This is a genomic window from Magnetococcales bacterium (genome assembly GCA_015231175.1).
Taxonomy (GTDB): domain Bacteria; phylum Pseudomonadota; class Magnetococcia; order Magnetococcales; family DC0425bin3; genus HA3dbin3.
Genome location: JADGBZ010000034.1, coordinates 13,382 through 33,051, shown reverse-complemented (window position 1 = coordinate 33,051; position 19,670 = coordinate 13,382). Strand labels below are relative to the sequence as shown.

Here is a 19,670-nt window from a genome sequence, read left to right as displayed (position 1 = left end):
TGACAAAGGCTTTCATATCCAGGCTTTTTTTGAAAGGGTGCTGAATAGTTACCAGTTGCCAAAGGTTGCCAAAGATCGAGCGTTGCTACCAGGAAAAGGGAAGGAGCGGCCATATGAGACATCGTTTGCGCGGTTTTGGGTGGGAGGTTGTTTGTGGCTGGGCGATTCTTCTGGCATGCTTGTGCTCGGCATGTGCGATCTTCCCGGCCTGGGCCGAGCCGCCACGCGGTCTCGATGCCCCGCTGGAGACCGTTACCGGAGAGAAGTTGCGTCTTGCCGACTATCGCGGCAAGGTGCTGGTGATCAATTTTTGGGCCACCTGGTGCCCCCCCTGCCTCAACGAAATACCCACTCTGATCCAGTTTCAAAAACAGTATCAGGAACAAGGTCTGGCCATCATCGGGGTGAATTTCATGGACCGCGCCGATCGGGGTAAACTCAGTGGATTCGTTACCCAATGGGGCATCAACTACCCCATCATTTTGGGCGATCCAAAAAAAATCCAGGGTCTCGGTCAATTCCTGGGTGGGGTTGTGGGGCTGCCGACCACCAAATTTTTGGATCGCAAGGGCAACGTCGTGCGCTCCCAGACCGGCGAGTTGGAGCCCGAACGACTCCGCCGCTGGATCGAACCCCTTCTGAGCGCGCCTCCCTGACGAAACCCTGTCTCTATGCCGCCGGATTTTTGGACTGGAAACCCAGCAGGGCGCCGCTGGCTTTGCTCTTCCAATAGTTGATCCGCTTGGTCATGGTCGCAATCAGCTCTGCTTTTTCCTGCTCGACCCGTTCCTGCAAATGCTGGTATTTGTGGCGCCACCAGTCAATTTTACGGTTCAGCTTCAGGATCTCCTCCTGATGGGATTCGTCATTCATGCGCACGGCCTTTTCCCGCCACCAGACGATACGCCGGTTCAGATAGTCCACCTCTTTGCGGTGTTCCTCGCGCATGGCTTCCTGTTCGGCCTGATTCTTTTGGGTCAAATGCTGCATCCGGCGTAAAAACTCGGTGCGCATCTCCGTCACGGAGGTGTCGGCTTCCCGCTGGCGCACGATATCCAAAAACGAAAGCCCCGATTTTTTCAGCATCTGATTGGCCAGTCTGATGGAATTCAGGACTTCACCGTCGTGGGTTGAGTCGGTAAGTTGAAGAACTTTGGCAAATTTTTCGAGATCCAAATCGTCAACCGACATGGTGGAATTCCCTTTCGAGTTTGATCCAGAGCACACTCCCCCCATTTTAATACGATCACAAAAAAATTGTCATGGAATCTTGACTTATTTTTTAGGGGGTGGAAAACATGGATGGCTGAGTTCGGTATGGGGGCGCTTGATTTTTCATGAAGTGAAAGAGACCAGGGGGATGTCTCATCATCGTCGTGAGGAGGGGGAGAAGAGTCTCTCTTCCCAAACACAACAGTCGGGAGGTTGACATGGGATGGCTGGACAACATGCGTTTGCGGAACAAGTTTCTGATCATGCTGGTTCTGCCATTGTCGGGACTGCTTTGGTTTGGTGGCGCTGCGGTATGGGAAAAAATGCATCTCGCACAGCGCATGGATGCGATGGAGTCCTTGACGGGTTTGGCGGTACGCATCAGCGCGGTTGTTCACGAGGCCCAAAAGGAACGAGGGATGTCGGCAGGTTTTTTGGGGAGCAAAGGGGTCAAATTTAAAAGTGAACTTCCCCAACAACGGTCACAGGAGACGGACAGGACGATAGGGGTGCTCCGGGATTACATCAAAATTTTCGACGTCACCCTTTTTGGTGGCGGGTTTTCGGGTCGGTTGGATGCAGGCATGCAGAAACTGGACGCATTGGCAGGTGTACGCCGGAAAGTGGATGATTTGACCATTTCGGCTCCGGAAGCCATCGGGTATTACACCGGGATGATCGCCTCCCTCCTGGAAACAGTGGAAGGTTTGCCCAATCTGGCTGCGGACGTGGCGCTGGTGAGTCAATCCACGGCGTATGTCAACCTGCTGCTCGCCAAGGAGCGGGCCGGACAGGAGCGGGCCGTGCTGGCCAATACGTTCGCCGCAGACCGCTTCGCACCGGGCATGCTGCGCCTGTTTGGCAAACTGGTTGGCGAACAGGAGGGTTATCAACACATCTTTCGTTCCATGGCCACGCCGGAACAGACCGATTTTCTCAAGGAAAAATTGTCAGGCAAAGCTGTGGAGGAGGTGGAATCCTATCGCCAGGCGGCTTTTGACAAGTCGGGCAGTGGCGGGTTCAAGATCGATTCTGGTGTCTGGTTTGCCGCGAGCACGCTGCGGATTGATGCGCTAAAGGTGGTCGAGGATCGCTTGGCAACCGATTTGTCAGCCAAGGCAACCCACTTGCGGGATACAGCCAGGTTGAATTTTTTTCTTTATCTTGTCGTTGTCCTGAGCAGCATCCTGGTGGCGACAGGCCTGGGCGTCCTGTTCACCCGACAGATATTGGGAATGATTGGGTGTGAGCCTGTCGAGGTGATGCGGGTCACCGAACGGGTTGCCCAGGGGGATCTTACGGTCACCTTTACGGGCGTTTGCGGAACTAAAAAGGGCATTTATGGGGCCATGTATCGTATGGTGCATCAGCTGCGGGAGACGGTTGGGGCGATTCAGACCATCGCGCAGGGGGTGGTGTCGGGGAGTGGCACGGTAAGTGAAAGTGCCATTCACCTCTCGGAGGGAGCCACCTCCCAGGCTGCCAGCGTCGAGGAGACCTCGGCAGCCATGGAGCAGATGACAGCCAACATTGCCAACAACACGGATAACGCCGTCACCACCGGAAAAATGGCTCAACAAGCCTCCAAAGATGCTCAGGAAGGGGGGGAGGCCGTGTCCCAGGCCGTGACCGCCATGACTGAAATCGCCGGCAAGATCGGTATCATCGAAGAAATTGCCCGACAAACCAATCTGCTGGCGCTCAATGCAGCCATCGAGGCGGCCCGGGCTGGTGAACACGGCAAGGGGTTTGCCGTGGTCGCAGCCGAGGTGCGCAAACTGGCCGAGCGCAGCCAGAATGCGGCGGGCGAGATCAAAGAGCTTTCCAGCAGTACGGTGACGGTGGCGGAGCGGGCCGGGGCCCTTTTGGCGCGCCTGGTTCCGGATATCCAACGCACGGCTGAACTGGTACAGGAGATCACCTCCGGCTCGGAAGAACAAAATCAGGGGGCGCAACAGGTCAATCTGGCTGTCCAGCAGTTGGACCAGGTGATCCAACAAAACGCTGGCGCCTCGGCGGAAATGTCGGCAACGGCCACCGAGTTGACGGAGGAAGCGCAAAAATTGCAGGAGTCGGTGGCCTTTTTCCGGCTGGGATAGAAAGAATGGCAGTCATTTTTCACCACCCGGCAACGCATCGGGGTCCAGGGGGCTGGCTCCCTGGCGGGTCCAGGGCAGCGCCCTGGCGGGTCCACAGGGCAGCGCCCTGGTGGGGTTTGGGGCGAAGCCCTGACAAAGGCTTTCCTGTCCAGGCTTTTCTTGCAAGGGTGATGAATAGTTACTCCTGTCCAAGCTTTTATTGAAAGGGTGGTGAGGGAATCGTTACCCTTCACGAAGGGCCGCCAGCGCCCTGTCGATCTCCTGGGCAAGATCACGCACGGCGCGTTCGGCGTCGGGCCAATTTTTGACTTCAACCTTGCCGCTCAGCAACATGGCCTTGACGCGCACCCGGGCCGCGCCTGCATCCGTGGCGGCATCCTTGAGCCGACCGGCCAATTTGCAGGATTTACCCGGATCCTGGGCGGCAATGGCGCGTTGTAATGTTTGCAGCTGGTTCGAGGCCTCTGCCAAAAAACGGGCGCGGCCACCAGCGTCGGCTTCCGGGGATGATTCCACGGCTTTCAAGACGGGCATTTCGCAGATCTGGGCGGGTTTGCGGATCGGCGTTTCTTTTGCGGTACAGAAGGGAGCGATGGCCGCCAGCAACTCTTCGATCCGATAAGGTTTGCGCAAAAAACCGTTCATGCCCGCCTGCAGGCAACGCTGCCGCTCGGACTCCATGGTGCGTGCGGTCACGGCAACGATGGGAATGTGGCGTTTGTTTTCGGTCACCCCGATGCCATTACGGATGCAGCGGGTGGTTTCGTAGCCGTCCATTTCCGGCATGTGCAGATCCATCAGGATCAAATCAAAAACATTGGCGGCAATGGCCACCAGAGCCTCCTTGCCGTGCTCGGCCACCGTAACCCGGTGACCCACCTGTTGCAATGCCGTCAAGGCCAATTTTTGATTGTTGGGGGTATCTTCGACCAGCAAAATGTTCAACGGCGATTCTGGAGGGAGCAGCCGTGTCAACTTGCGCGGTTCCGGTCGCAGCTCTTCCGTATCCGGCAGGCGCCCCAGAATGTGCATGATACGGCGCCAGAGGGCATATTTTTTGATCGGTTTGCGGCAATAGACGTGGCTTTTCCCCTTGTATGACTGGTCCAGATCGTCGATGTGCCGGTGCGTGGGGAGCAGGATGATGAGATGGCCACGCCAGCCGGGCTGTTTTTCCAGCCTGGCAAGCCAGGTTTCGTCCGTGTCAAGGAGATCGAAATCAAGGATCACCAGATCGAAGGGTTCTGCGGCTGACCGCTGTTGCAATGCTGCCCAGGCCGCCGCCGTGTCGATGACGGCAGCCGTCACGATGCCGAACTCCTGCAACGTGTCTTGCAAAATGTGTTGTCCACGACGATTCTGCCAGATCACCAGAGCGGAGAGACCCGCCAACTCCAGGCTTTTATTTTGTTCTCTTCGTTCTTCAAGGATTCGGCCCGGATCGGTCAGGCAGCGCTGGCCGACGGTCATGCGGGTCGTAAAATGGAAGCGGCTGCCTTGATCGGGTTGGCTCTCCACCCAGATCCTGCCGCCCATCAACTCCACCAGATGCTGACAGATGGTCAGCCCCAGACCGGTGCCACCAAAATTTCGGGTGATGGAGCCATCCACCTGGGTAAAGCGTTCGAAAATTTGTTCCCGGCGATCGGCAGAGATTCCGATCCCCGTGTCCTCGACCAAAAAGTGCAGCAGGCAACTCTCTGATGTTGGTTGTTCCTCCGCATCCGGGGAGACGTTCAATATCACTTCGCCGTGCTCGGTGAATTTGATGGCATTGCTGAGCAGGTTGATAAGCACCTGATGCAGGCGCAAAGGATCTCCGATCAGGGCCACCGGGGTTTTTTCAGAGATATGGCACAGCAGCTCCAACCCTTTTTCATGTGCTTTCAGGGCCATGGTCTCACAGGCGCTTTCCAGGCGTCCCCGCAAATCGAAGGGGATTTGTTCCAAGTGCAGGTGTCCGGCATCGATTTTGGAGAGATCCAGAATGCTGTTGAGCAGATCCAGCAGGGAGCGTGATGAGGTTTGTATGATTTCCAGAAACTCTCGCTGCTCCAGGGCGGGATTGCCATTCAGGAGCAGATCCGTCATGCCGATGATGGCGTTCATGGGGGTACGAATCTCATGGCTCATATTGGCCAGGAAGTCGCTTTTGGCGCGATTGGCCGTTTCGGCGGCTTTCAGGGCCAAAGCCAATTCGCCGGTGCGCTGATCGACGATCCTTTCCAGGTGATCCCGTTGGTCTTTCAGGTCAAGATGATTCTTGACCCGTTGCCGCACGATGTCGGGATTGAAAGGTTTGGTGACATAGTCCACAGCACCCAACGCCAACCCTTTGGTTTCGTCCTCCACCTCTTTTTTGGCGGTGACGAAAATGACGGGTATGGCCCGGGTTTTGGGATCATCCTTGAGGGATTGGCACACCTGATAGCCATTCATTTCCGGCATCATGATATCCAGCAGGATGATATCGGGCGGATTGTCCGACCTGGCAATTTTCAGGGCCTGTTGGCCATTCAGGGCAATGCGGCGCTCGTATTCGGGCAAAATGCCGATCAGGATGTCGATGTTGGAGCGTTGATCATCGACGATGAGAACCTTTTTTTTGGGAACGATGTCGTTCATGCGTCCTCTTCCCCCAGAGGAATATCGAGTTCTGCGGCGACCCTCGCCAATATTTTCAGGACATTTTCAAATTCGTATCGTTCAAGCTGCGCCGCCGCCTTTTCCAGGCTCACCCCCAGGGAGGTGGCGGAGAACTCCTGGCGCATGGTATCCAGCAGATCATGGGCCTCAAAATTGTAATCGGCAAGTTGCCGCGCCAACTGTTGCATGAGAGGTGCGAGGCGGTCACGGACCTCGGGTGGCACATCGTCCATGTTCCGGATCACCTCGTGATCGCTGGCGCTCTCCGTGACCTGCCGCAGAACGGCAAGCAACGCGGTCAGGCGTGTGGCAAAAACGGCCAGGGCAGCCTGTGTATCCTGGTCGTTTTTGATGGTCAACTCCAGATCCAGGGCCGCCTGCTGGAGGGGTTTGGCGCCGATATTGCCGGCCACTCCCTTGATGGTGTGCGTCAAATGGGCCGCAGCCTCCTGATCATGCAGATTCAGGGCGGTGGTGATTTGTTCCAGGAGGTGCGCCTGCTCCTCCCGGAAACGGATCAGCAGGCGTCGGTAGAGGGTGCGGTTGCCGCCGACACGACGCAGGCCGTCGTCGCTGTCCAACCCAGGCAAATCCGGGATACCTCCCTCGGTTGCCGACATCTCGGGTGGGGCCCGTGGCGTGGCGATGGGCCCCACCAGCCTTCCCAACAAGCCGTACAGCCGTTCCGGACGAATGGGTTTGGCCAGGTGTTCATTCATGCCGGCTTCCAGGCAATGGCGTTTATCCTCGGCCATGGCGCGGGCGGTCATGGCGATGATCGGCAGGTCGCGAAAACGCGGATCGGCCCGCATGCGGCGCGCCGTTTCCAGGCCATCCATGACCGGCATCTGGATATCCATCAGCACGGCGCCGTAAGTGTTTCTTTCCAGCAGATCCAAAACCTCCTGGCCATGGCTGGCGATGTCCACCAGCAAACCGACCCGCTCCAAAATTTCCCTGGCTACCTGTTGATTGATTGCGTTGTCATCGGCCAGGAGAATGCGCGTGCCGCCGATCCTGCTGGTGGTCTCCGCCTCTTCGGCCAGCAACTTGGCCAGTCGATCCCGTTTCGGGGTTCGTTCGCCAAACACTTTCTGGATGGTTTCCAGGAGGTGTGAACGGGTCACCGGTTTGTGGATGAAAGCGTCGATACCGGTCGTCACGGCCTCCTGTTCGGTCTCATCGTCACCGAAGGCGGTGAGCATGACGACCTTGGCCCGGGCAACCGATGGAGCGGTCCTGGCTTGGATTTCCCAGATTTTTTTCGTGATCTCGATGCCGTTTTCGCCAGGCAGGCGCCAGTCCATGATGATCAGGGGAAAGGGTCGGTTATCCGCCAGGGCGGTGAGCGCTTCGGTCATGGCCGCCTCTCCCGACTCCACGGTGGTCGTTTCCAGACCGAACGAGCCCAGGATGCCGCGCAGCATCTCCCGAGTGGCGCCGTTGTCATCCACGGCCAGGACGCGCATGCCGTGAAAACGTCGTGCCATGGTCAGGGGATTCTGGTGCAGAGGGGGGCGGATCACCAGAGGAATGGTGAAAGCAAACGTGCTGCCGGAATCCGGCATACTCTCGGCAAAAATGCTGCCCTGCATCATCTCGACCAACCGCTTGCATATGGCCAATCCGAGACCGGTGCCACCATATTTGCGCGTGGTCGAGCCATCCGCCTGCACGAAGGGCTGAAAAAGATGCGGCAACCGCTCCGGGTCAATGCCGATGCCGGAGTCCTGAATCCGGCAGGTCAGATCAACGGTATCGTCACCCGTGGTGCGCATGGACATCCGTACCGAGATGGTGCCGCCGTCGGTGAACTTGATGGCGTTGCGGATCAGGTTGATCAAGACCTGTTCCAGGCGTTGTTCATCGCCAAAAAAGGCGTGGCTGGAGGCGATGGGAGCGTAAAAAACCAACTCGATGCTTTTTTCCATCGTCTGCATGCTGAACAGTTCGGCCAACCGGTCGATCATGTCCTGGGGGTCGAAGACCACAGGATCCAGCTCCAGCTTTCCTGCCTCCATTTTGGAAAAATCGAGAATATCGTCGATCAGTCCCATCAGGGTGTGCGAGGCCGTCTGGACCTTGCTCAGGTAATCGACCAGGCGGGGGGAGAGGTCGGTCTTGAGGGCCAGTTCCGTGAAGCCGATGATGGCGTTCATGGGGGTGCGGATTTCATGGCTGGTGTTGGCGATGAACTCGCTTTTGGCCCGGCCAGCCGATTCGGCCACTTTCAGGGTCTCTTCGAGGGATTTCAACAACTGCCGCCGTTGGGTGGTATCCTGGAGAAAGGCCGTGAATTGCAGATCTTCATCATGGCGAATGGCGGTGATGGCCACCTCCAGATCGATGATGTCGCCATCGGCGCGTTTGCCCGACAATTCGAGACGGCGTTTGAGAATGGCCGCATCCCCCTCGCGGGTGGCCCAGCGATTGATGGCGCGTTGATGCCGTTCCTTCAGGTCAGGGGGGATGATGTAATCCTGTATGGGACGGCCCATGACCAGCCCCTTGGTAAAACCGAACAGGTTTTCGGCGGCTGGATTGAAATCCATCACACACCCACGGCGGTCCGTCGTGATGATGGCGTCCAGGGCATTTTCCAGGATGGCCTGGTGACGTTTGACCAGGCTCTCCTGACGCCTGACAAGCTGTTCCGTCTCCCGGTGCCGGTCAATGGCTTCAATGGTCTGGAAAACCCGGCACAACAGCTCTTCGTTGCGAAAGGGCTTGGCGAGAAAATCGTTGGCGCCGGCCTTGATGAAGCGGCTGGCCAGGTCACCGTTGTCGTGGGCGGAAAAACCGATCACGGCCATGGCATGGGGGGCGTATTGAGCGCGAATTTTTCGCGTCAGTTGAAAACCGTCCATGCCGGGCATCTGGTAATCGGACAAGACGATCCGGACCGGGTTTGCAGCCAGTTGTTTCAGGGCCTCCTCGCCATCCGCCGCCTCCAATACCTTGAAACCATACCGTTTCAGTAAACCGGCCAGAACGGTTCGGGCGCTGCGGGAGTCGTCAACCACCAAAATATAAGTATGGTGATTGCGAAAGAAACGCCTGGCAAAATAGACAACGGCGTCGATGACGCCGATGTTGTCCTTGATGAAATAATCCAGAACCCCCTGGTGCAGAATCCGGTCCCGCAACCCGGGGTGGTATTCGCCGGTCAACACCACGCTGGGGATACGCTGTTGCAAGGCAAAGTCAACGATCTCCCCGTTAAGGGCATCCGGCAGGTACAGATCGAGGATGCCCATGGCGAAGGGGTCACGCGCCCGGGCCACAGCGTGCCTGGCCTCGGCCAGGGAACGCGCCCAGACCACCGCCATGTCCAGCGCATCCTGCATGCGGTTGCGCAACATCTCCCCGAAACTTTTGGAGTCTTCCACAACGAGGATCGATTTCATGGCGCTCGGCGGGGTTGCCCCATGTTGAACGGCAAACGGATGCGGCGCCCATCCTAAACCCATCCTGCCCTGAGGCAAAGGTGGTATGCGGCAGAGGCCATCACGCTCATTCCTGGCCCGATGCAAAGTCACCCAAAAACTCGGAGGCTGGGTGAACTCCGGTGATCAAATGTCAGTGCGGTAAACTTCGCGACGATGGCCAACCTCCAGGACGATCACGGTAATGGTCTCATCACGCAGGCGGCACAAAAGGCGATAGTTGCCCACCCTGTATCGCCAAAGACCTGCAAGCCGCCCTCTGAGCGGCTTTCCCATGCTTCGGGGATCATGCGTTCCTGACAGTCGCAATCTCAAGAAACGAACGATGCGAACTTTGTCTTGCATATCCAGATGCAAGATTTGTTTTTCCGCCGTCTCCCGTATTTCAACCGTCCAGGCCAAGGCGTTTTTCCAGTTCATCCAGGGTGATGGCAGGCTCTTGACGGGCAATCGCCTTTGCAGCGGAAAGATAATCCTGTCTGTCTTCGATGTATTGCAGAATGGCGTCGTGCAGGCATTCGGCAACAGGTTTGTGCAACCCGTCTGCCACAGCTTTCAATTGCTCTTCAACCTCGGCATCCACGGCAATGGGCAACATGCTTCGACCTCCTCGAACGACACGGTTGGCAGCACCTCGCCGTCCATCCTAAACCCATCCCGCCTTGAAGCAAAGTCGGAATGCGGCAGGGGCCAGGGCAATCGCATTTCAAAATCTGTTGACACCAACGAGCAGGCTTGTGCTGGTTACAAAAATCGACCAATCCTTTCACAGTTGCGTGACAAACGAACTGTGGAGGAAAAGTCATGGAGGATTTCGCTGCGTGTTTTGACTCGTTAGAGGATCCCAGAACAGGCCATGCTGAACGGCATAACTTATTGGAAATTTTAGTGATTGCACTTTGCACGGTTCTATGTGGAGGACAAACCGCAGTGGATATGCAGATATTCGGTCAGGCAAAAGAAGAGTTTCTCCGCCAATTCCTGAAATTGGAGTACGGCATTCCGAGCCATGACACATTCAGTCGGGTGTTCAGACTGATTGACCCAAAGCAGTTCCAAGCCTGTTTTATAAAATTCATGGCCCATTTTTCAGAAATCTGCCGAGGCGTTATCGCCATTGATGGCAAGGCACTTCGCCACTCTTTCGACACAGCAAGCGGACAATCCGCTCTGCATATGGTCAGTGCCTGGGGTTGTGAACAAAGAATGGTACTGGCCCAGGTAGCCACCGACACCAAGTCCAATGAAATTACCGCAGTTCCCAACTTATTGAAAATGCTCTCACTTAAAGGCAATATTGTCACCGTTGATGCTCTCAATTGCCAACGCAGCATCGCTCAACAGATCGTTGATCAGGGCGGAGATTATGCGTTTGCTCTCAAAGGAAACCAGGGCACCTTGCATACTGATGTCAGCCTATTCTTCAATGACCCGGAAGTTAAATGTGTTCCGCATACCACAACCGATGGTGACCACGGGCGTATCGAAATCCGGACCGCAGTGGTTTCGACTGACATTGATTGGCTTCAAAAATTTCATTCCTGGCCAGGTTTGGCAGCGATTGGCAAGGTGGACAGAATTCGCGAGACATCCATAAAAAAAACCACAGAAACAGCTTATTATCTTCTGAGTACACCATTATCTGCCGAACGTTTTGGACAAGTCGTTCGCTCGCATTGGGGCATTGAGAATAGCCTGCACTGGGTACTTGATGTTGTCCTCAACGAGGACCAAAACCGCTCACGCAAGGACAACGGTCCGGAAAACTTGGCCGTTCTTCGCCATATGGCCACAAACATCGTCCGAAAAGATGGATCAAAGGGATCCATGCGCGTCAAATTCAAACGTGCTGGTTGGAGCAATGACTTTCTCGCAACCCTCCTCGCTCAATTTTGAAATGCGATTGCCCTGCTACCGTGTACGACCGGACTTGCCAGGGACGCCGGATTTTGCTTTTATAAAGGGTAAGGTGGTCGTCTTTGTGGATGGGTGTTTTTGGCACGGGTGTCCGATCCACTATACAGCGCCCGTGCGGAATGCCGAGTTCTGGCAGAAGAAGCTGGCCTGCAACCTGGAGCGGGATCGACGGGTGGATGAGGAACTGGCGAAGATGGGGTGGAGGGTTGTTCGGGTTTGGGAGCATGAGGTTAAAGAAGATCACGACATTCCCAAAAATTTGATGAGGGAGTTAGGGCCTGTTCCCATTCGCGTGGTTATGTTAAATCCTGATCCCCCATGAGGGATCAGAAATGGGTCGGGACATATTACGAGATGACCAATGGGAGCGGATCAAGGATCTTCTGCCAAGCAACGAAAGGATCCAGGACGAACAGCCGGGGATAACCAAAATTTGTAGAGGCTGTCTTTTGGATCGCACGCACAGTTTCTCCATGGCGGGATTTGCCTGAATGGTATGGACACTGGCATAGGGTCTACGTTCGTTTTGCTCGGTGGAGGATATTCGAGGGTTGAGCTACCGTCGGCTGCGCAACATAGTGGTGCTGGTGAACGCGGCGGCCTTTTTCACGGCGGTGGTGCTGGGCACGCGCATCAAGCTGGACATCCTGGCCTCGCACCTGCTGAAAGCGGCCAGGCGGATTTTCGGCGTGCCGGACTTCCGGCTCTATGCACTGGCCGATGGAATCCACGAAATCTGTGCCCGGCATCCCCGGCGCAGTCCGCCACCACCAGCCTCGGAGCACGGCCAACTGGCCTTGGATTTCGGCTGAAAATTTTTTCGGAACTCAACTCAATGCACTGCGTGTCATTGCTAGGGCGTGTTGACATTCGGCGGAAAAACAGCAAATTTCCCGAAAGTATCCTCCGTCATTCCCGCGCAGGCGGGAATCCAGGCGGACTTTCATGATGGGGGAGCGGGAAACAGACTTCGCTGCGAGAGAATAAAGGCCCTTTGTCTCCTTGGAGGATCGCATCCGTTGGCAACTTTTCCTGGATTCCCGCCCCCGATTTAAGCATTCGAGGGCAGGCTCTGCGCGGGAATGACAGACAGGGTGAATCTCTGCAAGAGGTTGCGCGGTTTTGAATGTCAACACGACCTAGATTCGGAAACTGGCTCGGGAGTAATGTACTTTGGACACTGTAAACATGAGAAGCCTGATCTTAAGTTCGTTTGAGAGACACGATAACTTGATCGCTTTAGCAGGATCTTGGGGTAAAATAACTTACACAGATCTGTCACACTTGGTTTCAGGTGTCATCAGTCTTGCTACGCATAATAAAGTTAGCAGGAATGACTATGTAATCTACTTTGGAGCTGACAGCAGTGTAATGTACGCGACACTACTTGCTAGCTGCCTGGGTAATTTTCGAATGATGGTTTTGGGTGAGCAGACCTCTATTGAAGCAGTCAAACGGCATATTAATACTTTAGACGCAAAGCTTGTCATTTCTACCGCTAATATTAAATTTAAAATAGAAACTAGTTCAGTCGATCAAGTCATCCCGATCCAGAAAGAGCCAAGTGCGTTTCATTCTGCTGTAAGCCATATGACCTTGACTTCTGGTTCATTGGGGGCCCCCAAAATAATAGGAGTTGACTCGTTAGGGCTAGCGGAGTTTCTGAAATGGGCCCGCTATAATCTTGCTCTGAGACCTGAACATATTTGGATAGAATGTGGTGACTATACATCCGATATGTGGATGAACAATGCATTGATGGCTCTAACGTCAGGCTCCAGCATATACTACGATCCCCAAAAGAACCCACTAAGTGCTTATGCACAACTTGCAAAATCTCAAGCTACTCATTTCCGAAGTGTCCCTCAAATATCCAAGCTGATCTCCGCTGGCCGAAGGCGCAGTTTGCAGCGCGAACTCAGTCTGGAATTTGTTGGTTTGGGAGGTGATATCGTCCATCATTCAACGCTCGTGGAAATGAATGCTTGGCTACCCAGAAAAACTAAATTATATACAACATATGGATGCGCTGAAGTTGCAGGCTTCTCTATGATAAAGCATATCAACCGGGAAAAACTGTCTCTGCAAAATGATCGAGCAATTCCTGATTTGGGTAGTCCAACTGTTAATACAAGTATTAAAATATTACCACGAAATGGAAGTAGCTCTGGTGAGCTTCAAATTAGCAGTAAACAGGTTTGCATTGAGTGGTTAGACACAAAAAATGGTTCAAGCAATTTTTACCAATTGAAGGCTCCTGGAGAGGTAGGAATTTACAACACCAGCGATATTGTAGATGATTCTGGGGATGGGCTTGTGTATCAAGGCCGGTTAGGACGAGAGATAGTTCGAAATGGCAATAGGGTACAACTAGAAACCATGGAAGAATTACTTATAAAGAGATTAGGTGCTACTTGTGTGGTCTTAAAGTCTGGTGATGATTTAACGCTGTTGGTAGAGGCATCTCCAGCTGTTTCTGTAGATCAAATTAACCTAATCGTGGCAGAAGAAGTCCCTAGTTTTGTATGCCCAACAAACATCATGACCGCTAAAGTATTGCCTAGAAATTTAAGAGGTAAAATCAACTACGCAGCTTGCGAGAAACTTATCCACGACAGCTCAAGCTTGGAAAATGATTAACATGAAAAGCAAAATAAGGATAATTATACTAGACGTGCTCGGAATAAAACAAAATTGTGAAAATGATATCCAGATTGCAGTCTACCGTACTCCAGGCTGGGACAGTTTGGCAACGATTGAAATAGTTGAGAAGATTGAAGAAGTGTTTTCCGTCGAAATATCCGACTTAGAAATGGTAAGGTGTGATTCTCTAGAGGCCCTCCACGGGTTGCTGCTAGAAAAAATGTCTGACAAAAGAAACATTCGTAATTGAACAGGGGGACTATGATGACCGTTAGAGATTTACGATTTACCAGTTTTGATGGTGTTGAGCTTGAGGGAACGCTCGAAATTCCACAGGGGGGAGTATTTGATCAATTGCTTGTTATGGTGCCAGGCATTAACGTTACCAGGGACGAATACTTAGGATTTTATACTAGGCTTGCAAGTCAACTACGTGAGAATTCAATAGCGTCATTTCGTTTCGACTGGCGTTGTCATGGTTTTGACTCAAGTCGCCCACTATCCGAATTAACGTTGGCGGGATTGTACAACGATATTGATGCCGCAGTAAGAATAGCTAGCGAGTCGATCAATAAAATATCTAAAATTTCAGTTCTTGCTCAATCATTCTCCGGAGGTGTAGCTTCAACTTGGTGTTCCAGAAACGAGAGTATGATAGATAAGTGTGTTCTTTTTGCCCCAATCCTTGACTACATTCATGAGTACATTAAGGGTTCGGACGAAGGCGGTAGAGCTGGAGAGAGCAAGGGGAACTATGACGGTCTATCTGATAACGCGATAGTCGAATTAACGCAGAAGAATACACTTGTTTCATGGGGAAAGCCATTCGGGAGACCGATAATTAACGAATTCAAAGCTTTTGAAACTTTGCTGCCGACTAAAAATATCTGGATATTTCATGGTGATAAAGATGCAGGGGTAGACATTACAATTTCGAGAAACCGCGTTAAGGGAGACCATAATGAAGCAAAACTCATAGAAATCCCAGGAGCAGATCATGGTTTTGCTCAACCTGGTGATGCAAATTTCAAAGAAGAAAAGACAAAGTTCTTTCAGGCATCAGTGTTCGAGGAGCTTATTGGGTTGTTAAACCATGGTTCCCTTAGTGGAAAATTTCCAGTGATAGGCTAGGCAAAAATGTCCGTTAAAATTCATGAAAGCGCAATTGTTCACCCAACAGCAGTGATTGGCTACTCACTTCCAGGTGAAGTAGAGGAGTCAACAATAATTGAAGCGGGTGTAATAATAGGGGCATTTTGCGTCATCGAGGCAGGTGCATATCTCGAAGCAGACGTGATCCTCGCACACCATTCTGTAGTTGGAAGAGGTTCAAGGATTGGGCAAAGATCTCAACTTGTCGATGCCGTTAGAGTAGCTAGACATGCGCTTATCGGACCGGACTGCATCATAGGAGGAAATATTCCTGACCGCACAGTTATTGGACCGAAGGTGACCATGATGGGTGAAATGTCTCATCAGTATCAAGACGCGACCTTGAAGTGGGGAGAGGTCGACGAAGTTTCTCCAATTATCAGAGAAGGAGTGGTTATTGCGCAAGGTGCGGAAATTGTTGGAGGAATAGTAATCGGAAAAGGCTCTTATATTGCTGCTGGAGAAATTGTTCGAAGTGATGTTCCAGCAAAAACATTTATTGGGAGCGGGAAGTGGAGGCCACTTAAATCAATGCGTGGACTTGTTAGGGCAAGGTCGTAGACCATGATTGGAGAGACAGGGGGAATGAAGAGGTGTCTTTAAAAAGGATGGTTATCGTTTTCAACAATAAGTTTGTTCCTATAGAACGGAATTCTGCGTTCATCTATGGAGTGGTCCAACACGTTCTGCATATTTCAGAAATTCTTTCTGGGGCAGGAATTGAAGTTAGTTTTTTATTGTACAATCGCGATCAAACATTACTGCAGCCGAAATGCAAGCGGTGCCGCATTATGGATTATGATGCTTCCATCGTTTCTTTTAATTTTGACATGCGACGTGATGATTTGATTAAATTTTTTTCAGGCGAATTTAGGCTTTTATCGAGTAACGATTGCAGGGCTATTTTATATTGCCAGAGTTTAGCAGTTGCTGATTACTTCGAACCAAGCATACCTATAGTAATTACCAATCATTCGCCTTTTGTCAGCTCAGTTTTTGCGTTTCTTGGTGAAGAAAATGGACGGATGGCATTTGATTGGGATCACCCAAAAGCAGATTTCCTTTTGTGTCGTCAGAGTGGCGCACTCGAAAAACTTACAAACCGTTGTAATGTAGTGTTCGCAGAGATAAGTAAAATACAAATTGACCATCTAAATCTCCTTGGGATTAATAGATCGCGCATCTTTAATCTTCCGCCCGTGGTAAACAATGAATCATTCATAAAACACGATTTACTTCCGGATGAACTGAAACAATTAGCTACAAATAATGGCGAAAGATATGTACTCTTTGCTGTTTCAAGGTTTGACTACTTTAAAGATGTTGATTTCTTTTTGGAGGGTGTTCATGGTATCATTGCATCAGGCATGATTAGCGGGGTTGTCTTGATAGGTGGTGAGATTGAAGATCCTGTGTTTCGCGAAATTGATAGCAAGCTTGATTGTGGATTTAGGCAGCATATAACTCGTCTTCCTCGACTTCCACACAATGTATTGATTCAATCTGTATTTCCTTGGATTGCGAGTTGTGGGGTTGTGGCCTGCACATCAAGGTATGATTTGGTTCCTTATACTATGCTTGAGGCAATAATAGCGGGAGCTAAGATTGTTGTACCAAAAAACGGATATGTAGGAGCCGCCAACCTTATCCCTGATAATTGGACCTATCGACGAACACACGAAGACTTCCAGCAAGCTGTATTGTACGAGGCATCACTGGAAGAGATCAATAGGGTGAAAGCCTGTGTTGCTAATAAGATCTGCAGCCAGAATATCTTGAATAAAATAATATCTGCTGCAAATAGTTCTATGAGGTTAGCACGATAAATCATGTTTGGATAGAAGAGCAGTAAAATGGACCCCGGATTCGAGACCAACAAAACGATACGACCGTTTCCCGCAACCATGCCCCCTTCTCCTCATCTGAGCATGGAGTCTTGGGAAAACCATTTTTAAAATTTGACACGCGAAAGGGTGGTCCGGAACGGCCTTCTACCATGGGTAGGGTGTAGCTTATTCCGATCCGATTTCTGTCCTTGCTTTGGGGTCCGTCCACCTCAGTCGGATGAGAACAACGGGGCGGGGACAGACGACTGTGAACTGTTGATCGCCACCCGGAAGGATTGGAAACATCGACGAGCGATGTAAGAACAGGTGGCACCACGGGGGCGGATGGAGGATTCCGCAGGATCTGACGAATCGGGAACGGATGGAGCGGAAGCTGTTGACCAAGTGCGGAAAGATGCTATAAAATCGAGAATGGATGACGGAAGATGAGCCAGTGTTCGGGCAGATGAAGGAAACCCAGGGTACGGACGAGTTCCGGATGCGCGGGATCAAGTTTTGCGATGGGGAGTGGAACTGCACGCCGTGGAGCACAATCTCAAGAAAATGCAGGTGGAGTACGTCCGCAGAGGGGAGAAAGGGGCCAAATAGCTCCATTGAGGGTGGAATTCCCGCCTTTTCGTCAGTAAGAAACCGGACTGGCAGGGCCTACTTTCGGTCAACTGACCACTGTAACCAACTAGCCAGACTATTTGGAGACAGACTCCTAAATGGGACATTGATATGAGCGAGATACAAATTGACCCGCTTCATGTAATATCAACTCTAGGGCGACTAGCACGAAATCGTTCTCATCAAACAGACGAATTTGGCCTCTTGCTTTGGTCTAAAACCGTTTGGGGGCCTAGTGCAGGATCAAACTTGGACAATAAGCTTGTCACAGCAAATATTATCCTGAATTTATGTACTGAGATAAAGAAACCCACAATTGAGTTGGGTATAGATTTCATAGATCTCTGGGCATCTGAAATTACGAAACCAAGCAAAGATTCCACTTTTTTGTCAGAACTAAAGAAAATTGAATCTACAGATGACCGTGAGCGCAGTATATCCGTAGTATCTGAAGACAAAGTGAGGGGGATAATTAGGACAGTTCAAGTAATAATTAATGAAACTAGGATGGTCTCTGACAAAGAACAAGCTTCCATCTACTTTGAAATAGCTGACTACCTTACAATCAAGGTCTTGCCTATCATAAACCGTTCGGTTGAGTTGGACTTGTGGCTCATGCGGCCTGAGTTATTATCTAATATCGGGGCAAATTTACTAACCTATGGAATGTGTCTAAGTGCCATTGGTAACATTGCTCTTGCTGAGCGAGTAAGTTTGGTTGCTCTGTCAACAGCGTCATTGATTGCAGGAATTGTGGATCCGTCTTTAGGATTGTCGCTTGGAGCAGGGTCGGTTTTGTTTTCGGTTTCACCTCCAACTGAAATCATTCAAAAACTATTTCTTCGTCGCATGAAAATGATTGATAAGAATTGAGTATTGATATGTCACCTAAACCCAATAAACAGGCTTCGGGCAAGAAAACTGTCAGAGTGTTAGTTGCCATTGGCACTTGTTACCGTGGAAACACTGAAGCTGCATCGATTTTTAGTGCATCGGTGACTAAAGCGGCAGCGGCTGCATCAGCTATGCTTACAGAAGAAGGCGTACACTTAGAAGTTGAGCTAGTTGCACAACAAACTTCACAAAGTAAAATTACAGCCAGGAATGTGGTGTCTGCATTGAATGCATCATCATTGTTGATTTTAGATATTAGCGCTGGCGACTCAGCTGTTGAGCTGTACCAAGCAGGGTATTGTGAAGCCGCAAAAATACCTCATATTATTACGATAAGAAGAGAGAGAGTGGAAAGCATAAGAAACACCGATTTTTATGATGATCCGCTCTATTATGAGGATGATGCTAATCTGTCGGTAACGCTGCCTTATCGATTGGTAGAAAAGGTGCATGAAGTCCTTGCAGGGCAGAGAATTAGCCCAATGGATAGAAATCTAATTTGGTTTCCTCAGGAGACAGGCGCAATTCATATTGTAGCATCGAAATCTACAGATAATTTATACTCATCAAACCCAAACCACAGAAATCATGTTTATCTTGAGCAGTTTAGCGATAAAGATACTGTTCTTGAGCTAATGGTGTTTCTATCGCGAAACTATAGCTCTCGCGTCCATAAATACACTTCAGACGAGTTTCCAGGTAAACAGTTATTGAGGGATAACCTTGTTGTAATTGGTGGCCCTGGGATTGATGATGTTTTACCTGGAAACCCAATTTGTCGGGAATTTAATCGAACTATAAGGAGCGCGATCAAGTATGCGGAAGATGGAGAATCGTTGAATCTTGAAAGTGGTGATTCCATCCAAGTTATTAGACCTGAATATCATGATGGATTGTTATTAATCGACTATGGATATTTTGCACGCTTTCCGAACCCCTTCGATCCAAGTGCTTCGGTGATTATGGTGCATGGGTTGCACACTTCTGGTGTCTTGGGAGCAGCACTAGCATTTAGTGACCTTCCACAAGCCGCTGAAAATTTCCGTACCGTAAGAGGAAAATTTGCTGGTTTTTCCAGAAATGTGGTCTCGTTTGAAGCTTTGTTTCAAGTTAAACGTGTCGCTGGTAATGTACAGGTACCAAAAATTAATGAGGAGTGGGTATTTCCCTTGCAGACAAATGCCTTCTAAACCTTCACAGTTTAA

18 protein-coding genes are annotated in these 19,670 nt (G+C 51.3%); 13 read left to right on the top strand and 5 right to left on the bottom strand.

The features are described 5' to 3' along the window. Nucleotides 1-113: 113 nt before the first annotated feature. Entirely contained in the window at nucleotides 114-656 is a 543-nt protein-coding gene (locus HQL63_09045) for a TlpA family protein disulfide reductase (GenBank protein MBF0176978.1), read from the top strand. Between the two features lie 13 nt (nucleotides 657-669). On the opposite strand, the gene HQL63_09040 is transcribed toward HQL63_09045, so the two are convergent. Beyond that, nucleotides 670-1,191 (bottom strand): hypothetical protein, encoded by a 522-nt coding sequence (locus HQL63_09040; GenBank protein MBF0176977.1) that lies wholly within the window; start codon nucleotides 1,189-1,191, stop codon nucleotides 670-672. Between the two features lie 239 nt (nucleotides 1,192-1,430). Here HQL63_09040 and HQL63_09035 point away from each other — a divergent pair, with 239 nt between their 5' ends. Then, entirely contained in the window at nucleotides 1,431-3,311 is a 1,881-nt protein-coding gene (locus HQL63_09035; GenBank protein ID MBF0176976.1) for a nitrate- and nitrite sensing domain-containing protein, read from the top strand. A 222-nt stretch (nucleotides 3,312-3,533) separates the two neighbouring features. On the opposite strand, the gene HQL63_09030 is transcribed toward HQL63_09035, so the two are convergent. From HQL63_09030 to HQL63_09015, 4 genes are all read right to left on the bottom strand, one after another. Beyond that, nucleotides 3,534-5,936, bottom strand: a complete 2,403-nt coding sequence (locus tag HQL63_09030) for a response regulator (GenBank protein MBF0176975.1) — start codon at nucleotides 5,934-5,936, stop codon at nucleotides 3,534-3,536. After that, entirely contained in the window at nucleotides 5,933-9,364 is a 3,432-nt protein-coding gene (locus HQL63_09025; protein ID MBF0176974.1) for a response regulator, read from the bottom strand. Before HQL63_09025 ends, HQL63_09030 begins: the two co-directional genes overlap by 4 nt. A gap of 165 nt (nucleotides 9,365-9,529) precedes the next feature. Further along, entirely contained in the window at nucleotides 9,530-9,823 is a 294-nt protein-coding gene (locus tag HQL63_09020) for a type II toxin-antitoxin system RelE/ParE family toxin (protein ID MBF0176973.1), read from the bottom strand. After that, entirely contained in the window at nucleotides 9,789-10,001 is a 213-nt protein-coding gene (locus HQL63_09015; protein ID MBF0176972.1) for a hypothetical protein, read from the bottom strand. Before HQL63_09015 ends, HQL63_09020 begins: the two co-directional genes overlap by 35 nt. A 206-nt stretch (nucleotides 10,002-10,207) precedes the next feature. Between HQL63_09015 and HQL63_09010 the strand changes: the two genes are divergently transcribed. The 11 genes from HQL63_09010 to HQL63_08960 all read left to right on the top strand — a co-directional run bounded on the left by HQL63_09010 (nucleotide 10,208) and on the right by HQL63_08960 (nucleotide 19,655). Beyond that, nucleotides 10,208-11,299: an ISAs1 family transposase gene (locus HQL63_09010; protein MBF0176971.1), complete on the top strand. Its 1,092-nt coding sequence runs from the start codon at nucleotides 10,208-10,210 to the stop codon at nucleotides 11,297-11,299. After that, the gene (locus tag HQL63_09005) at nucleotides 11,214-11,642 is read left to right on the top strand and encodes a very short patch repair endonuclease (protein ID MBF0176970.1); all 429 of its coding nucleotides are present in this window, start codon (nucleotides 11,214-11,216) and stop codon (nucleotides 11,640-11,642) included. Before HQL63_09010 ends, HQL63_09005 begins: the two co-directional genes overlap by 86 nt. A gap of 131 nt (nucleotides 11,643-11,773) precedes the next feature. Continuing rightward, a complete protein-coding gene (locus tag HQL63_09000; protein MBF0176969.1) occupies nucleotides 11,774-11,875 on the top strand; it encodes a hypothetical protein in 102 nt (33 codons plus the stop codon). Next, nucleotides 11,872-12,132 (top strand): hypothetical protein, encoded by a 261-nt coding sequence (locus tag HQL63_08995; GenBank protein ID MBF0176968.1) that lies wholly within the window; start codon nucleotides 11,872-11,874, stop codon nucleotides 12,130-12,132. The genes HQL63_09000 and HQL63_08995 overlap by 4 nt, the downstream gene beginning before the upstream one ends. Nucleotides 12,133-12,508: 376 nt before the next feature. Next, entirely contained in the window at nucleotides 12,509-13,960 is a 1,452-nt protein-coding gene (locus HQL63_08990) for an AMP-binding protein (protein ID MBF0176967.1), read from the top strand. A 1-nt stretch (nucleotide 13,961) separates the two neighbouring features. Further along, nucleotides 13,962-14,213: an acyl carrier protein gene (locus tag HQL63_08985; protein ID MBF0176966.1), complete on the top strand. Its 252-nt coding sequence runs from the start codon at nucleotides 13,962-13,964 to the stop codon at nucleotides 14,211-14,213. A 14-nt stretch (nucleotides 14,214-14,227) separates the two neighbouring features. Next, nucleotides 14,228-15,094: an alpha/beta hydrolase gene (locus tag HQL63_08980; GenBank protein MBF0176965.1), complete on the top strand. Its 867-nt coding sequence runs from the start codon at nucleotides 14,228-14,230 to the stop codon at nucleotides 15,092-15,094. 6 nt (nucleotides 15,095-15,100) lie between these two features. Continuing rightward, nucleotides 15,101-15,676: a hypothetical protein gene (locus HQL63_08975; protein ID MBF0176964.1), complete on the top strand. Its 576-nt coding sequence runs from the start codon at nucleotides 15,101-15,103 to the stop codon at nucleotides 15,674-15,676. A gap of 47 nt (nucleotides 15,677-15,723) precedes the next feature. Continuing rightward, the gene (locus HQL63_08970) at nucleotides 15,724-16,941 is read left to right on the top strand and encodes a hypothetical protein (protein ID MBF0176963.1); all 1,218 of its coding nucleotides are present in this window, start codon (nucleotides 15,724-15,726) and stop codon (nucleotides 16,939-16,941) included. 741 nt (nucleotides 16,942-17,682) lie between these two features. Beyond that, nucleotides 17,683-18,444, top strand: coding sequence for a hypothetical protein (locus tag HQL63_08965; GenBank protein ID MBF0176962.1), 762 nt, complete (start codon nucleotides 17,683-17,685; stop codon nucleotides 18,442-18,444). 8 nt (nucleotides 18,445-18,452) lie between these two features. Beyond that, nucleotides 18,453-19,655 (top strand): hypothetical protein, encoded by a 1,203-nt coding sequence (locus tag HQL63_08960; GenBank protein MBF0176961.1) that lies wholly within the window; start codon nucleotides 18,453-18,455, stop codon nucleotides 19,653-19,655. The last annotated feature ends 15 nt before the right edge of the window (nucleotides 19,656-19,670 follow it).

Coding starts and splice junctions, on each gene's coding strand:
- HQL63_09045 (MBF0176978.1), top strand. CDS start 114: ATGAGACATCGTTTGCGCGGTTTTGGGTGGGAGGTTGTTTGTGGCTGG.
- HQL63_09040 (MBF0176977.1), bottom strand. CDS start 1,191: ATGTCGGTTGACGATTTGGATCTCGAAAAATTTGCCAAAGTTCTTCAA.
- HQL63_09035 (MBF0176976.1), top strand. CDS start 1,431: ATGGGATGGCTGGACAACATGCGTTTGCGGAACAAGTTTCTGATCATG.
- HQL63_09030 (MBF0176975.1), bottom strand. CDS start 5,936: ATGAACGACATCGTTCCCAAAAAAAAGGTTCTCATCGTCGATGATCAA.
- HQL63_09025 (MBF0176974.1), bottom strand. CDS start 9,364: ATGAAATCGATCCTCGTTGTGGAAGACTCCAAAAGTTTCGGGGAGATG.
- HQL63_09020 (MBF0176973.1), bottom strand. CDS start 9,823: ATGAACTGGAAAAACGCCTTGGCCTGGACGGTTGAAATACGGGAGACG.
- HQL63_09015 (MBF0176972.1), bottom strand. CDS start 10,001: ATGTTGCCCATTGCCGTGGATGCCGAGGTTGAAGAGCAATTGAAAGCT.
- HQL63_09010 (MBF0176971.1), top strand. CDS start 10,208: ATGGAGGATTTCGCTGCGTGTTTTGACTCGTTAGAGGATCCCAGAACA.
- HQL63_09005 (MBF0176970.1), top strand. CDS start 11,214: ATGGATCAAAGGGATCCATGCGCGTCAAATTCAAACGTGCTGGTTGGA.
- HQL63_08990 (MBF0176967.1), top strand. CDS start 12,509: ATGAGAAGCCTGATCTTAAGTTCGTTTGAGAGACACGATAACTTGATC.
- HQL63_08985 (MBF0176966.1), top strand. CDS start 13,962: ATGAAAAGCAAAATAAGGATAATTATACTAGACGTGCTCGGAATAAAA.
- HQL63_08980 (MBF0176965.1), top strand. CDS start 14,228: ATGACCGTTAGAGATTTACGATTTACCAGTTTTGATGGTGTTGAGCTT.
- HQL63_08975 (MBF0176964.1), top strand. CDS start 15,101: ATGTCCGTTAAAATTCATGAAAGCGCAATTGTTCACCCAACAGCAGTG.
- HQL63_08970 (MBF0176963.1), top strand. CDS start 15,724: ATGGTTATCGTTTTCAACAATAAGTTTGTTCCTATAGAACGGAATTCT.
- HQL63_08965 (MBF0176962.1), top strand. CDS start 17,683: ATGAGCGAGATACAAATTGACCCGCTTCATGTAATATCAACTCTAGGG.
- HQL63_08960 (MBF0176961.1), top strand. CDS start 18,453: ATGTCACCTAAACCCAATAAACAGGCTTCGGGCAAGAAAACTGTCAGA.